The following is a 13,151-nucleotide window of genomic DNA, read 5'->3' as shown; positions in this document are numbered from 1 at the left end:
GGGGCGTGCCTCTCCTCGTCCGGAGCCGCCTCGGCTTTGGAAAGAAGAGGCCAATCCGGCCCTCCTGGAGAGCGCTGCCGCCGTCTCACGCGGCGGGCTCCGAGGCGCGCTTCAGGCCGGTCAGCACCTTGTAGCGGGCGGCGATCGCCTCCAGCTCGCCGGGGGCGAAGACGTCCTCGATGCGGTCGAAGCCGTCCGGCGCGCGGTCCTGGGCGATCTGCATGCACTGCTCCGGGCCGTTGCCGCGATTGGCCGCGACGATGGCGGCGGTGGCGGGCAGGCGCTCGGCCTCGTAGGCGGCCAGCGCCTCCACCGGATCGGCGTGGGCGGCGAGCGCGCGGACCAGGGCGCGGGCGTCCAGGATGGCCTGGCTCGCCCCGTTGGAGCCGATCGGATACATGGGGTGGGCGGCGTCGCCCAGCAGCGTCATGCGCCCATGGCTCCAGCGCGGCAGCGGGTCGCGGTCGACCAGCGGGAACTCGTAGATCGCCTCGGCGTCCCGGATCAGGCCGGGCACATCCAGCCAGTCGAAGCGCCAGGATTCGAACCTGGGCAGGAAGTCGGCGGGGTCGCCGCGCCGATTCCAGTCCTCCCTTCGCAGGCTCTCGGCGACGGCGAGCTCGGCGATCCAGTTGATCCTCTGGCGGCCGTCCGGCCCCGGCGGGGAGATGGGATAGGCGACGAACTTCTGGTCCTGATGCCCGGCCATGATCATGCTGGCGCCGGTGAGGAAGGGCGCGGCGAGCGTGGTCGCCCGCCACAGGATGCGGCCGCCATAGACCGGCGGCCCCTCGTCCGGATAGAGGCGGGCGCGCGCCGCCGAGTGGATGCCGTCGGCGCAGATCAGGAGATCGGCGGCGACCTCCCGGGCCACGCCCTCGCGGTCGAGGAAGCGCGCCACGATGCGGCCTCCGTCCTCCGCGTGGTCCGTGAGGCGCCGGTCGCAGATCACCTGGTCGGCGCCCAGCCGCTCGACGGCGGCGTCGAACAGCACGCCCTGCAGGGCGCCGCGGTGCAGGGAGATCTGCGGCGCGGCGTGGCCCGCGAAGCGGCCGCGCGGCTCGCCCCAGATGCGCTGGCCGAAGCGGTTGTAATAGACAAGCTCCCGGGTCGCGACCCCCTGGGCCAGGAGGGCCTGGACAAGGCCCAGCTCGTCCAGCACCTCGCCGGCGTGGGGCAGGAGGTTGATGCCGACCCCGAGCGGCAGGAGGGTGGGCGCGGCCTCGAACACCGTCACCTCGTGGCCCGAGGCGTGGAGCGAAAGAGCCGCGGCCAGGCCGCCGATCCCGGCGCCCACGACGATCACCTGCATGAGATCCTCCCCAGCCATGCGGCTCGGCGCCGCCGCTCGTTCAAGCCGCCGCCCTCTCCTCAATCACCGGCATAGCGGCCGCGGATGGTCATCAACGCCACCGCCATCCCGGCCGACAGCACCACCGGCACCATGGCCATGGCCACGCCGGCGGGGCCCCAGCCCTGTCCCAGCAGGTGGCCCGCCACGAGCGGCCCGCCGATGGAACCCAGCCGGCCGGCGGCGATGGAGGCGCCCGTGGCCAGCCCGCGCGCCGGCGCCGGGTAATAGAGCGGGATGACTCCATAGAGCGAATACTGCGCGCCCAGCAGGAAGAAGCCGGCCAGGCCGGCCAGCGCCACCACGGGCAGCAGGCTGTCGGACATCGCCAGCCCGAACAGCGACAGGCCCAGGGCGGGATAGGCCGCGATGATGGGAAGTCGCGGCCCGAGCCGGTCCACCAGCGCGCCGATGGCCCAGCAGCCGACGACGCTGCCGACGTTGAAGCCGAAGGCGGCGCCAGCGCCCCCCGACCCGCCCAGGCCCTTGGCCGCCACCAGCGACGGCAGCCAGTTCAGCAGCAGATACAGCACCAGCAGCGTCATGCCGAAGGTGAACCAGGCCAGCAGCGTGACCAGCAGCCGGCCATCGCCGAACAGCGCCTGCGCGCTGCCCGGCCGCTGCGCGCCGCCGGCCGCCGCCGCGCGGCTGTCGGGCATCAGCCACGCCATGACCGGCAGCAGCAGCAGCGGCAGCACGCCCCCGGCCAGGAAGATGCTGTGCCAGCCGAACCGACCCATGAGCCCCGCCGCGAACAGCGCCGCCAGCGCGCCGCCGACCGGCATGCCGCTGAACATCAAGGTGGTGGTGCGGGTCCGCCGGTCGGGCGCGGCCATCTCCAGGGCGACGGCCACCAGGCTGGGCATCGCCGCCCCCATGCCGGCCCCGGCGAAGAGCCGGAAGAGGCCCAGCGACAGCGGTCCACCCGCCACCAGGGTGGCCAGCGTGAACACGCCGAAGACGCCGACGGCCGTCATCAGCAGCGGTTTGCGGCCCATGCGGTCGGCCATCCAGCCGCCGGCGAGCGCGCCGCAGACCAGCCCGGCCATGCCGGCCCCGAACACGACGCCGGCCTGCCCGGGCGTCAGGCCCAGGGCGGGGATCAGCTGGGGGGCGGCCACGCCGATGGCCTGGATGTCGAACCCCTCCAGCAAGGCGATCAGGAAGCAGAGCGACAGCGTGACGGCGCCGCGCGGCGCGTGAGGGGGCGATGCGCCCATGGGGAGACCTCCCGTTTCCGTCTCATTGCCCGGGATTGTTGCAGCTGGCCGCAGCCTGTACGGATGCGGTGACTCCGGTCCAGGAGATCCTGCTCTCGTCGACCCAGCGCTCGGCGCAGCTCGACGATCGCCGTCCTTCCTCGCATCACCCGGTGCAGGTGACTGCAACGACTTCGTACCCAAGTCCTGTGGCTCCAGGCATAGGCATACTCGCCTATGCCTCGGTGCCAGGCGTCACGCGCACGCTGGCGGACCGGGCGATTCGGGTGGGGGTCGAATTTTGTGGTGTTGCAAGGCAGGACGCCGGCGTCTCCGCGCCGGCGTCCTGCTCACGAGAGGGCGACGCGGATCAGTTCTCGAACCGGATGTTGTCCATGTAGTAGGGGCCGGAGTTCGCGGTCACGTTGAAGATGAACTGCAGCTTCACGTCGCTCGGCGCCGCGTTGAGCGCCGTGACGGTGGCCGCCTGGAGCTGCTGCGGGAACGTGACCTCGTTGAACTCGCCCCGGGTGAGCCCGTTGAGCATGACGTTGCCGACCCACTGGTCGTGGATGCCGGCGGACGGGATCGAGATCATCACAATCAGCTCGCCCACCCAGCTCGGGTTCGGCTGTGCCTTCGACACGAAGAGCGAGAGCTTGATCTTGTTGCCCACCGGCGTGAGGCCCGAGGTGCTGAAGTTCGGGCTGAAGATCGTGTTGAACGAGCTCGGGGTCCGGACCTCCAGCGACGCGATGCCCTCCGTCACCCGGCCCGTGTGGGTCGCGAGCAGGGCCTGCGTCGAGGTCCACGCGCCCGGCTTCTCGAACCCGAGGGTCGTGTTGTTGACGAGGAAATGCTCCATCACCTTCTCGCGGTACGGGAGGAACGTCTTGAGAACGGCATTGGAGAGGATGAAGCGCCGCGGACCGTTCGGGTCGTTCTTGTCGACCTCCACCGTCTTCTCGGAGGTGTGGGTGAAGACCAGCGTCTTGGGGAACGGGCTCGGCAGGCCCACGTCGAGGTTGCTGCTCGCGCTGTTGGTGGCGTCCACGGGCTCATGGCACCCCGCGCAGGAGAGGGACTGAGCGCGCCCGATGATCTGATCCACGGACGGGTTGGTGGGCGTGCCGGACAGGTTGCTGCCCATGGCGATCAGCTTGTTCGCGATGTTGGTCCTCAGGGTCGACGTCCCGCTGCCGATCGCGTTCAGGTAGTTGTTCTGGAGGGGGATCATCAGGCTCTCGCCCGCGTTCATCGCGTCGGGCAGCGCCGACGGGTACGCGAAGCGGTTCACGTCGTCGGCCGCGGCGAGCCTCTCGACCATGTTCGGGAAGACGGTGCTCTGGAAGCTTACGACCCGCGAGTCGCCCGAGATGCCGGGCGCGAAGAGCTTCGCGGCCGGGTTGTCCTTCACGAACGACGGGATGACGTTGAGCGAGGGGCTGCTGCTGGTGCCGTGCGTGAGCCTGAACTCCCGGAGCGGCCAGGCGTCGAACGCCTCCTGGAACAGGAGGAACTCGTTGGTCCGGATCTGGCCGTTGTTCGGGCCCGGCGTGTGGCCGTAGTTGTCGATGTGGATGACGGGGCCCACGCCGGACGCGGGCAGGCCGTTGAAGTAGAAGGACTTCAGCTCAGTCGCCCGGGTCGCCGCGGTCTTCGAGGGGTTCGACTGGTTCAGCCAGAACTCGACGATGGGACGGCAGCCTTGCCGGCCGAGGCTGGGGCTCGGGTTGGGCAGCCGGCCCTCGAAGATGATGAAGCTGCGCCGAAAGGTCTGGTCGGGCCTGGCATCGCTGGAGTCGGGGTGGCCCGACTTCCGCGCGAACACGATCCGGTACTCCCCGCAGTGGGCGCCGTCCGGAGGGGCGAGATCGAAGCGGTTCGCCAGCGTCGTCGCCATGTACGCGTTGTCGCCGGCCGTCGTGGAGAACGGATCGATCCCTGAATCCTGTCCGATGGTCCGGGGGCAGCGGACCGGCCATCCGTTGATGGACCCCGGCGAGGGCGTGTCGCCGGGCTGCGGGGGAGGAAACACATCGTTCGGGTTGGCGGCCACGGTATCGCAATGCGGGACGGAGGGGTAAAGGCCGGGGGCTGCCCGGTACGTGTCCATGAACCGCTGGAACAGCGTGAGGGGCGTGAGGCCCGGGACGCCCGACTGGGTGACCAGCTGCTGCAGGACATCCTTCAGCGAGAACTGGGACACGATGTCGACCTCGGTGACGGTGAGCGACTTCAGGGGCTCGATCGGAAACGGCAGCGAGAGCGCCTCGGCGGCCTCGCCGAGGTCGACCTCCGCCGCGTCGAGCAGCGCGCTGGGGTCGTCCAGATCGCCGTCCCCCGGCGCGAAGTCCGAGCACGCGGCGGGCAGGAGGGCGAGCGCGGCCAGCGCGGCGTGCCGCGCCCTCCACCATGCCCCGGCGGAGCCGGGGACAGACCGCGAGCGCACCGAAATGCTCGAACTCGAACGCTTGAAAAGCATGAGACCTCCTGGAAACGACGATTGCTGACGGGCCGCGCCCCCGGTGGGCGCGCGCTCGAAGACGAAGAGAGACGGAGCCCAGGCGAGCGGGGGAGAACACCGCACGTCGGCCTGATGAGCGGGATAAGCACGCTCGCCCTGGGCTGGTCGCGTGCCGCCGTCGTCCGCGCCGTACGCAGCGCGGCCTCCGGGACCCTCGGAGTCAACGCTCCTGCGATGCCCCGCTCGCGCGCCGTCGCGCACGCGGTGAGCCACGACCGAGCGCGACGGGAATATGAATGCTGTTTGCGTTCGGGGCAAGCATTACATTCTGTCGCGAGCTGATCCGTTCCTGGCTCGCGCGCTCCCGCGAGATGCTTTGATCGGTGCACAAAATGGATGACGCCGGCGCGGATCGCCGCGCCGGCCCGGGCCGTGGGCTCACCAGGCCGGGCACGCCGCGCGTTCGCCGGGGCAGGGCGGGGCGCTGGCCGCGCAGTGCGGAGATCGGGTTACCTGGAGCTCATCATCTGTTCGCGAGGGCCGCCCGGGTTCCCCGACCTCGCCTGGGTCGCTCCAAGCTGGGTCGGGTCGGGCGCTGGTTCATGCATCGAAGAAGCCGCGTTCGCGCCACAGCCTGCGGCCCGTGGCGGGAAGATGCGTCCGCAGGTGCCAGAACCGAGCCAGCCATGGCGACGGCGATCCTCGCGGACCTCGACCCGACCCACGCCGAGGTCGCCGCAGCGACGCCCGCTGGCAAAGTTTGCCGCTCTGGCAATTCTTGCCATCGCGCGACGGCAGAGATTGCCACGTCGCCGCCGCGCCCATCCGCCGCCGCGCCTCACCGCGCGCGCGCGCCGAGGGGCGCGCCGCGGCTCCCCACCCGCTGCAGGGCGTAGGCGATGCCGCTCTGGAGCGTCCCCTGCGTGACCACCGAGCCGAGGTCGATCTGCAGGGCGGTCAGCGTCTGGGCGACGTCGGGGCGGATGCCCGTGATCACCGCCTGCGCCCCGAGCAGCCGGAGGGCGACGGCGGTGTTCATCAGCGTGCTCGCGACGTCGGTGTCGACCGTCCTCACGCCGGTGATGTCGATGATCACGACCTCGGCGCCGGTCGACTCGACCCCCTGGAGCGCCGTGCTCAGGACCTGCTGCGCCCGCTGGCTGTCCATCATCCCGATGAGCGGCATGACCATGATCCGGTCGGTGATCGGGATGATGGGCGTGGAGAGCTCCGCCAGGCGGGCGTTCTGCACGCGGATGATCTCCTCCTGGAGCTCGGCGCGGGCGTGCTCGCTCCGCTCCCGCTCGGAGAACTCGACCCGGAGCCGCTCCTCGGCGCGGTGCAGCGCCTCCGTGCGCTTGTGCAGGTGCGCGTACAGCACCGCGTTCTCCACCGCGGTCGCCGCCTGCGCCAGGAGGAGCTTCGAGAGCTCCAGCCGGGCCGACGTGAACACGTTGGTGGCCGTGCTGTTCTCCAGGTAGAGCACGCCGGTCGTGCGCCCCTGGTGCACCATCGCCAGGCAGAGGATCGATTTCGGGTCGTTCGCGGCGACGTAGGCGTCCGCGGCGAAGCGAGGCTCCTGGCTCGCGTCGGCGAGGACCACCGGCAGCCGCGTCCGCGCGACGTACTGCACGATCGACGACGGGACGTCGGCGCTGCCCTCGACCGGGACCGGGTGACCCAGCCGCGCCGTGCTCGGATCCACCGTGATGATCGCCTCGATCACCAGCTGCTGATCGCGCTCCAGGACGAGGACCCCCTTCTTCGCCCCGGCGTTCTGGATCGCGATGTCGAGCAGCCGGTGGACCACGCTGTCGAGGACGACCTCGCCGGCGATGGCCTGGGCGGCCCGGATGACCGCCTCGACGTCGAGCACGCTGGTGCTGAGCCGCGTGGTCGAGGTGGTCTGCACCGTCGTCCGGGCGAGCTCCAGCATGCCGGGCGGCGCCGACGTGAGATCGACCCTCGTCACGAGGTGCGGCGCCTCGGCCGCCAGGCGGTCCGCCTTGGCGGTCGCCCCCCACTGCATGTAGCCGTGGTGCGCGTCGGTCATGTAGGCGCGGGCGCACCGCGTGAGGCCGCTCCCCCCGTAGAACCTCGCGGCGAGCTCGCTCGCGATCGCCTGGTCGCGCGTGAACCCGGCCTCCTCGGCGCCCTCGATCGCCCGGTCGTAGAGCAGCGCCGCGGCGTGGCGGTCGTCGCCCGAGACGCGCGCGAGCTCCGCCGAGACGAGGAGGTGCTTGTGCCCGTAGGTGCTGGGGCAGCGCTCGGCCCAGCGGGCGAGCCTCTCCCGCTGCGCCGCGATCGCCGCGACGAGCCGCTCCCTCTCCGGGGCCGGCGCCCCGTCGCACGCGGCGGCGAGGCTCAGGCACGAATAGAAGACGAGCTCGGTCGCCCAGAAGTTGTTGGCGCTGCCGGCGGTCATCTTCTCCACGGCGGCCATCAGCGAGCGCGCGGCCCCGTGGTCGCCGTAGAGAACCGCCAGCTGGATCTTCTGCACGTGATACCAGGCGGCCACGTAGGTGAGCTCCGGGACCGAGATGGCGCTCGCGAACGCGGCCTCGTCGAAGGCGCCGTCGCTCAGCGTGTGCGCCCCGTCGGTGCGCCCCGCCAGGTTCGCGGCGACCTGCTTGGCGCACGTGAGGATGAGCGTCGTGAGCTTGTCGTTGGTCCGCCGCATCAGCGCGAGGCCTTGCTCGATCTCCTCGGCCACCGCGCCGAGATCGTCGCCGAGCGCCAGGCTCGCCGAGACCATGTGAATGCAGCAATAGGACGAGTACGCCAGATCTCCGGACTCCAGGCCGGCCTGCCGGGAGCGGGCGAGGATCTTGATCGTGTCCCGGAGCGGCTCGAAGAAATGGAGGATGGACGCGTAGGTCGTGAGCAGCATGCACGCGATGCGCGGGCTCGGGATCCGCTCGTGCAGCTCGATACCGACCTTGGCGAACTCGTACGCTTCCTTGAACCGGTCCTCCGTGGTCCTCGGCGCGAAGACGCCGTCGATGAGGAGCACCGCGTAGAGCACGTACGCGTACGCCGAGGTGCTCGCGTGGCCGTGCTCCATCGCGAGGTTGATCTGCATGATGAGCGTGAGCGGGCCGAGGACCGGCAGGCCGAGCGCGGAGGCGGGCTGCGTCAGGTCGGCGAGGAGGCGGAGGACGGCCTGCTTCTCCGGATCGGCGGCGGTGGGCAGCCCCAGGAGGCCGGCGATCGGGCGGCCCGCGAGGTGGGCCTGCATCGCCTCGAGCTCCCTGCCGAGCCGCGCGCCTTGCTCCTCGGCGCCCCTGGGGATGTCGACCCCGAGCAGCGCGAGGGCCTCGAGCCCGCGCGCCACGACGTCGGAGAGCTCGCCGCGCATCAGGTGGAACGACATGCGCAGGTTGAGGACCTGCGCGCTGTCGAGCCGCGTCCTCGCGCGCTCGAGGAGCTCGCCGAACAGCCGCTCGCCGGCGTCGAACCTGCCGGTCAGGCACAGGCACTCCGCGAGCCCGAGGGCCAGCGCGAACGCGAGCTCGTGCTGCTCCTCCCAGCGCCGCGGCCCGAGCCCCGTGGTCCCGGCCTCGAAGTAGCTCGCGGCCGCCTCGTACGCCGCGCCGGCCTTGGCCTTCCTGCCTGCCTCGAGGTTCAGGCGCGCGAGGGCGACGCGCTCTTCCGGCGCGGTGATCCGCGCCATGCCGAGGTTCATGTGGGTCGCGATCTCGAACAGCTTGCCCTCGGCGTCTCCGGGGTCGCCCTCCGCGCGCAGGAGCCGGCCGATCTGGAGGTGGACCTCCTGCTTGCGGGCGTCGTCGAGGAGCCGGTAGGCCGCCTGCTGCACGCGATCGTGCAGGAACCGGTAGGTGGCGTCGACCGAGAGCTCCGGCTCGTCCGCCTCGCCGGCCATCGCGCCGCTCACGGCCGCGTCGAAGAACCTCGAGTCCGCGCCGACGGCGAGGATCAAGCCCTCGCGGAGCGCCGCCGAGAGCTCGTCGGCCACCGCGCCGCGCGGCTTGCCGGCCACGGTCGCGAGCGTCTTCAGGTCGAAGCGGTAGCCGATGCACGCGGCGAGCGTGAGGGCGCGCTGCGCGCGCTCGTCGAGCTCCCGGAGCCTGCCGGCCATGAAGTCGACGACGTTGTCCGTGACCTTCCTCTCCTGGATGCGCGGCAGATCCCACGTCCACGCGCGCCGGGCCGGGTCGAAGGCGACGAGCCCCTCGGCGTGGAGCGCCTTCATGAACTGGTTCATGAAGAACGGGTTGCCGTGGGTCTTGCTCATGACGTGGCGCGCGAGCGGCTCGGCCCGCTCCGGATCGCAGGAGAGGGCGTCGGCGAGGAGCCGCGTCACCACGGGGAGATCGAGCGGCCCGAGGTCGATCTCGGCGACGCTCACCCCGGCCTTGCGCAGCTCCGAGAGGGTGATCGAGAAGAGGTGGCTCTCGTCGACCTCGTTCTGCCGGTACGCGCCGATCACGAGCAGGTGCTTGATCTCCGGCGCGGTCAGGATCTGCTCGAGGAGCTTCAGCGACGCCGGATCCGCCCATTGCAGGTCGTCGAGGAAGACGACGAGCGGGTGCTCCTGGGCGGGGATGGCGCCGCAGAATTTCATGAAGGCGAGGTGGAAGCGCGCCTGCGCCTCGGTCGGGCCGAGCGGATCGACGCCCGGCTGAGGGCCGAGGATGAGCTCGAGCTCGGGGATGAGGTCGATGAGGAGCGGCGCGTTCTGCCCGACGGCGGTCGCGATCTTCTCCGTCCAGAGCCCGAGCGCCTCCGCCGGCTCGGTCAAGAGGGCGCGGACGAGCTCCCGGAAGACGTGCGCCACGGCCGCGTAGGGCACGGTCCGGTTGATCTGGTCGAACTTGCCGGCGACGACGTATCCCTTGCCCTGCGCGACGGATTTCTGGATCTCGCCGACGAGGAGCGACTTGCCGATGCCGGCGTGTCCGGACACGAGCAGGAGCTCGCGCGCGCCCTTTTGAATGCGCCGCCACGCGCCTTCGAGGACGGCGAGCTCCGCCTCGCGGCCGTAGATCTTCTGCGGGATCCGGAGCTCGTCCACGTAATCGTGGCGCGCCAGCTCGAACGGCTCGATCCGCGGCCCCGCGTCGAGCTGCGCGAGGCACGCCGCGAGATCCATCCTGAGCCCGTAGGCGCTCTGGTACCGATCGTCGGGGCTCTTCGCCAGGAGCTTCATGATGATGTCGGACACCGGGCGCGGCACGTCGGGCGAGATCTGCGCCGGCGGCGGCGGGAGCCTGGCGATGTGGCAGTGCACGAGCTCCAGGAGATCCTTCGTCGGGAAGGGGAGCCTGCCCGTCGCCATCTCGTACAGGGTGACCCCCAGGGAGTAGAGATCGGTGCGCAGGTCGATGACGCGGTTCATCCGCCCGGTCTGCTCCGGCGACATGTACGCCAGGGTGCCCTCGAAGGCGGCGGGGCTCTTCGAGCGCTGCGCCTCCTGGGAGAGGCGCGTGGCGCTGCCGAAATCCATGATCTTGGCGCTCCACGTGGACGCGTCGACCATGATGTTCTGCGGTTTGATGTCCATGTGGACGACGCCGCCGCGATGGACGGATTCCAGCGTGCTCGCCACGGAGATCGCGATCCGGAGCGCGTCGTGGAGGGTCAGGGAGCGCGCGCCGATGAGCTCATGGAGCGTGCAGCCGCCGGCGTCTTCCATGATGAGCGCGAGGCTCGCCCCTATCTTCACGACGCCGAGGACCTTCACGACGCCGGGCAGGGCGAGCTCCTTGGCGATGGCGTATTCGTAGCGGAGCCTCGCGACGTCGGCCGGGGCGGGGCGATCGTTCCTGAGGCGCTTGACCGCGACGGGGGCGCGGTCGTCGTTTCGGTATCCCCGGTACACGGTCGACGCGGCGGATTCGTGGATGAGGCCCGTGAGCGTGTAGCCGGGGATACCTATCATGAGCTATTTGTAGAGCGCTTCTCTGCGCTGCATCAAGCGTCACCGCGCGCTCGGCCGAGGTAACACGTGGTGGATAAACGTGGCACCGATGGGCGGGTGTCGTGAGGGCGGCTGGACGCGCGTGTCATCAGCTGTCGAGTGGGATGTCGGGGGCCGGGCATCCGCGACGCCGCGGCGCGGTGGAGCGGCGCCGACCGTCGCGGCGTCCCGGAATACCTGACACAAGGTGTCAGGATTGTCGTGCGACGGTCGCTCGCCTCGGCAAACGAGGAAGGAGACGACGGAGCATGAGCGGAGCACTTCACGGCAAGGTGGCGCTCGTCGCGGGCGCGACGCGCGGGGCGGGCAGGGGGATCGCGGTCGCGCTGGGCGCGGCGGGGGCGACCGTGTACGCCACGGGCCGCACGACGCGCGCGCGGCGCTCGGAGATGGATCGACCCGAGACGATCGAGGAGACCGCGGAGCTGGTCACCCGGGCCGGGGGCCAGGGGATCGCGGCGCAGGTGGATCACCTGGAGCGCGAGCAGGTCCGCGAGCTCGTCGCGCGCATCGAGCGGGAGCACGGCCGGCTCGACGTGCTGGTCAACGACATCTGGGGCGGCGAGCTCCTGTTCGCGTGGAACTCGCCGCTCTGGGAGCACTCGCTGGACAACGGAATGCGGCTGCTGCGGCTGGCCATCGACACCCACATCATCACGAGCTTCTACGCCCTTCCGCTGCTCATCAAAAGGCCGGGCGGGCTGGTCGTCGAGATCACGGACGGCACGGCCGACTACAATGCAGGGCACTACCGCGTCTCCTTCTTCTACGACCTCGCCAAGACCGCGGTCCTCCGCATGGCGTTCGCCCAGGCCGAGGAGCTGCGGGCCCACCGCTGCGCGGCCGTCGCGCTGACGCCGGGGTGGCTGCGCTCGGAGATCATGCTGGAGCATTTCGGGGTCACCGAGGAGAGCTGGCGAGACGCGCTCGCGAAGGAGCCCCATTTCGCGATCTCGGAGACCCCCGCGTACGTCGGTCGGGCGGTGGCGGCGCTCGCGGGCGATCCGGAGGTGGCCCGGTGGTCCGGGCAGTCCTTGTCCAGCGGCCAGCTCGCGCGGGTCTATGGCTTCACGGATGTGGACGGCAGCCAGCCCGACGCGTGGCGGTACGTCGTCGAGGTCCAGGACGCCGGCAAGCCGGCCGACGTGACCGGGTATCGCTAGCTCCACCCACCAGGAGTCTGGCCAGGGATCCGAGAGAGAGAGTTCAACGCAAAGTCGCAAAGGCGCAAAAAAACAAATCTTATATCTTTTTTGCGTCTTTGCGCCCTTTGCGCCTTTGCGTTAAAATTCTCTCGTCCTCGCCAGCAAGGCGCCGATGCCGCTGCCCGCGTCAGCGCGCCGCGCCGGCGCGCCGGCCCACGACGATGTACTGCTCGGGCAGGTCCTCCGGGACGATCTCGGGCGACAGGCCCCCGGCGCGGAGCTCGGCGGCGACGGTCTCGGCGGGGATGCGGTGGTCCTTCGGGGGGCCGTGGCTCGCGGCCTCGGTGAAGTCGACGACGACCACGGCGCCGTCCGGGCGGAGCGCGGCCTTCAGCTTCGCCGCGTAGGCGGGGCGATCGGGGATGTGATGCCAGGTGTCGACCACGAGGATGCGGTCGACCGAGCCGGCCTCGAGCCCGGGATCGTCGGGGCGGACCTGCCGCGCGGTGACGTTGGCGAGGCGCTCGCGCGCGGCGCGCTCCGTCATGTAGCGGACCATGTCCTGCTCGATGTCCAGGCCGACGACCGCGCCGGCCGGCCCGACCGCGCGGGAGAGGTGGGGCAGGAAGTAGCCCGTGCCCGCCCCGAGATCCGCGACCCGCATGCCCGGGGCGATCCGCATGGCGGCGACGACCTCCGCCGGCTTCTGCCAGGCGTCGCGCTCGGGTCCCTCGAACGCGGGCACCCAGTCCTCGGCCCGCTCGAAGCGGTGCACGAGCGGCCCAGCGCCGTGGCCGTGCCCAGGGCCATGGCCTGCGTGATGGCCGTGCCCAGGGCCGTCGCCCGCGTGCCCCGCGCCTTGCGGGTCCTGCGGCGGGGCGTGATCCGCGTGGGCGGCCTGCGCGCCGCTCGCGGCGTCGCCCTGTCCGCCGCCCGCCGGCGCGGCGGCGTCGGGCGTGGCGCTGCAGCTGCTGAGGAGGGCGGCGAGGGCGGCGCAGGTGGCGGCGTGGCGAGGGCGGCGGTGCATCCGCGCTCCCTACCACGAACG

Annotated in this window: 6 protein-coding genes; 1 reads left to right on the top strand and 5 read right to left on the bottom strand. The window is 71.1% G+C overall.

From position 1 onward, the window contains the following. Positions 1-85: 85 nt before the first annotated feature. The 4 genes from WMF26_RS24540 to WMF26_RS24525 form a co-directional block, all read right to left on the bottom strand. Entirely contained in the window at positions 86-1,312 is a 1,227-nt protein-coding gene (locus WMF26_RS24540) for a flavin-dependent oxidoreductase (RefSeq protein ID WP_438002275.1), read from the bottom strand. 59 nt (positions 1,313-1,371) lie between these two features. Continuing rightward, a complete protein-coding gene (locus tag WMF26_RS24535) occupies positions 1,372-2,571 on the bottom strand; it encodes an MFS transporter (RefSeq protein ID WP_437948534.1) in 1,200 nt (399 codons plus the stop codon). A 349-nt stretch (positions 2,572-2,920) separates the two neighbouring features. Beyond that, a complete protein-coding gene (locus WMF26_RS24530; protein ID WP_438002274.1) occupies positions 2,921-5,002 on the bottom strand; it encodes a hypothetical protein in 2,082 nt (693 codons plus the stop codon). 853 nt (positions 5,003-5,855) lie between these two features. Beyond that, on the bottom strand, positions 5,856-10,919 hold the full coding sequence (locus tag WMF26_RS24525; RefSeq protein ID WP_438002273.1) for a protein kinase domain-containing protein: 5,064 nt from the start codon (positions 10,917-10,919) through the stop codon (positions 5,856-5,858). Between the two features lie 287 nt (positions 10,920-11,206). Between WMF26_RS24525 and WMF26_RS24520 the strand changes: the two genes are divergently transcribed. Continuing rightward, the gene (locus WMF26_RS24520) at positions 11,207-12,121 is read left to right on the top strand and encodes an SDR family oxidoreductase (RefSeq protein WP_438002272.1); all 915 of its coding nucleotides are present in this window, start codon (positions 11,207-11,209) and stop codon (positions 12,119-12,121) included. Between the two features lie 169 nt (positions 12,122-12,290). Here WMF26_RS24520 and WMF26_RS24515 read toward each other — a convergent pair whose 3' ends face one another. After that, positions 12,291-13,130, bottom strand: coding sequence for a class I SAM-dependent methyltransferase (locus WMF26_RS24515; RefSeq protein ID WP_438002271.1), 840 nt, complete (start codon positions 13,128-13,130; stop codon positions 12,291-12,293). Between the last annotated feature and the right edge of the window lie 21 nt (positions 13,131-13,151).

Source organism: Sorangium sp. So ce185 (assembly GCF_051526825.1).
Lineage (GTDB): Bacteria > Myxococcota_A > Polyangia > Polyangiales > Polyangiaceae > Sorangium > Sorangium cellulosum_D.
This window is presented reverse-complemented; position numbering and strand designations above follow the sequence as displayed.

Excerpts from the sequence above, each read along its gene's own strand:
- WMF26_RS24540 (WP_438002275.1), bottom strand. The coding sequence starts at position 1,312 with ATGCAGGTGATCGTCGTGGGCGCCGGGATCGGCGGCCTGGCCGCGGCT.
- WMF26_RS24535 (WP_437948534.1), bottom strand. The coding sequence starts at position 2,571 with ATGGGCGCATCGCCCCCTCACGCGCCGCGCGGCGCCGTCACGCTGTCG.
- WMF26_RS24525 (WP_438002273.1), bottom strand. The coding sequence starts at position 10,919 with ATGATAGGTATCCCCGGCTACACGCTCACGGGCCTCATCCACGAATCC.
- WMF26_RS24520 (WP_438002272.1), top strand. The coding sequence starts at position 11,207 with ATGAGCGGAGCACTTCACGGCAAGGTGGCGCTCGTCGCGGGCGCGACG.
- WMF26_RS24515 (WP_438002271.1), bottom strand. The coding sequence starts at position 13,130 with ATGCACCGCCGCCCTCGCCACGCCGCCACCTGCGCCGCCCTCGCCGCC.